Genomic DNA, 1,813 nt, shown 5'->3' with positions numbered 1-1,813 from the left:
ACATTGTACCGGTAAGTTCCGAAAACGATGTATATTTATTTACTGGTTACACAGTTGCTGTATAATCCTTCATTTTTAACATGTTAATAATTTCTTCCATGGTCCTAAAATAAGCTTTATAGCCTTTTTGGACTGCATCAGCACAAAGCCCCGCAGCCAGGAAAGTTTTCCCTATTCCGGAAGGCCCCATCAAAACGATATTATAAATTTGATCAAGCCAGTCTAATTCCCTTAGTTGATTTAACCTTGCTTTGGAGAGACCATTTTCAAAGGAGTAATCATAAGTTTTTAAGTCGTGAAAGTGCGGTAACCGAGCTGATTTCAGTCGTTTTTGCACGTCATTGTACTCCCGGTGAGAGGCTTCAGTCTTAAAGAGATTAACAGTATATTCGAGGTAGCCAATGTTGTTTGTCTCAGCCTCGATTAACATTTGGTCAAGGCCCGTTGCGAGACCTCCCATTTTAAATTGCCTGCAATAACTGCGGATTAATTGTTTCGTTTCCATCATTAGTTTTTGTTTTGCATTAATTTTTCATAATCTATTATTTTGCTTTTTGAAGGTGTTACGGTAGCGTTTGGAGAAGGCGGGTTGGATAATGGGTTTTTTCTTTCAATGATTGGTTCTGTCTGCTGTGCATTGTTTCGGATGTTCTGTTTAATAACTGCTTTAAAGTCCACAGCACTGTAAATACTATTTTGGCAACAATAGCGGAGCGCTTCGTTTACGGTTTGTTTGTCATACATTTCGATGGTTTGCCTGATTAAAATGATCTGGTCGCGTATATAGCGTGGTTTTTCTCCATGTACCGCTTCAAGATATTGCTTGGCAGTTTGGCGATCCTCGAACATTTGACTGACCTGTTCAATTAGCTCTTCAATAGCCCCTCGCTTGTCCCTGCGAAGATCGGTATTGCTTATTACCTGTCCTTTACCACTAGGTATCGTATGACAATAAAGCTCTTTGCCCGAAAGGTCGGATATAATGATTTTGTCATTTTCTTTTTTCACGCAGACTTGAGACCCACGGCCTTTATAAGTCCCCATGGGAAGGGCATAGAAATTGCCTTTCCACGAGATGGTATTATCTTTGCGAACGGTGTAAGGCTTCGTTTGTGAGGGTTGGATAATAAACGCTGTATAGGGTTTTAAGAAAGGTTTTTCAATGATCAACTCATCAGATGGTGATTTCATGGTGCGGCCATGGGGCATTATGTTAGCTGTGCGCCCAAGCCAGGCGATTGCTTCATCGTTTAGGGTTTCGATGTTATAAAATGGCCGATTATATAGAAAGTTTTGCTTTACATATTTTACACCATTTTCAATTTTACCTTTACTTTCCGGATCCGCCTTTCGACAAAAGTGTAACGCGAACGATCTCTCTTTGGTATATGCCCTAAAGGCATCGGTAAGGATCAAATCACCGCTATTTTCATCCACTATAAACAATTTATCCTGATCGTAAACAATTTCATCGGTTATACCACCAAAAAAACCAAAGGCTTTTTCGTGTGCTATAATTGCCAATTCACTAGTAAAGGGATGATCTGAGAACCACACATATTTAAACCTGGAACGGGAAAGAACTATCAAAAAGAACCATACTTTAACACGTTTATGATTGCCATCACGCATGTTGTATTCTCCAAAATCCACTTGTGCCTGTTTCCCATAGGGAAGCTCTTCGACAATCATATATTCTCTTGCAGGGCTTAGCTTGGGTAAGTTATATTTTTGGCGTACCCACATGATAAAATTGTAGACGGTTTTTGGGGATACTTTTGGGAAATTCTCATGTCTTTCCTTCATCCAATCG

Annotated in this window: 2 protein-coding genes; both read right to left on the bottom strand. The window is 39.7% G+C overall.

All coding sequences use genetic code 11. The annotated features are described in order from the left end of the window. Positions 1–46: 46 nt before the first annotated feature. Positions 47–508: an ATP-binding protein gene (locus WBM98_RS12190; protein ID WP_424366300.1), complete on the bottom strand. Its 462-nt coding sequence runs from the start codon at positions 506–508 to the stop codon at positions 47–49. Continuing rightward, positions 508–1,746 carry an IS21/IS408/IS1162 family transposase gene (locus tag WBM98_RS12185; protein WP_424366299.1) on the bottom strand — a complete coding sequence of 413 codons (1,239 nt, stop codon included), beginning with the start codon at positions 1,744–1,746 and terminating at the stop codon, positions 508–510. Before WBM98_RS12185 ends, WBM98_RS12190 begins: the two co-directional genes overlap by 1 nt. Between the last annotated feature and the right edge of the window lie 67 nt (positions 1,747–1,813).

It is taken from the genome of Maribacter sp. (genome assembly GCF_049667165.1).
Taxonomy (GTDB): domain Bacteria; phylum Bacteroidota; class Bacteroidia; order Flavobacteriales; family Flavobacteriaceae; genus Maribacter_A.
This window is presented reverse-complemented; position numbering and strand designations above follow the sequence as displayed.

What these genes read in the sequence shown, in the direction of transcription:
- WBM98_RS12190 (WP_424366300.1), bottom strand. Translation starts at nt 508, where the DNA reads ATGATGGAAACGAAACAATTAATCCGCAGTTATTGCAGGCAATTTAAA.
- WBM98_RS12185 (WP_424366299.1), bottom strand. Translation starts at nt 1,746, where the DNA reads ATGTGGGTACGCCAAAAATATAACTTACCCAAGCTAAGCCCTGCAAGA.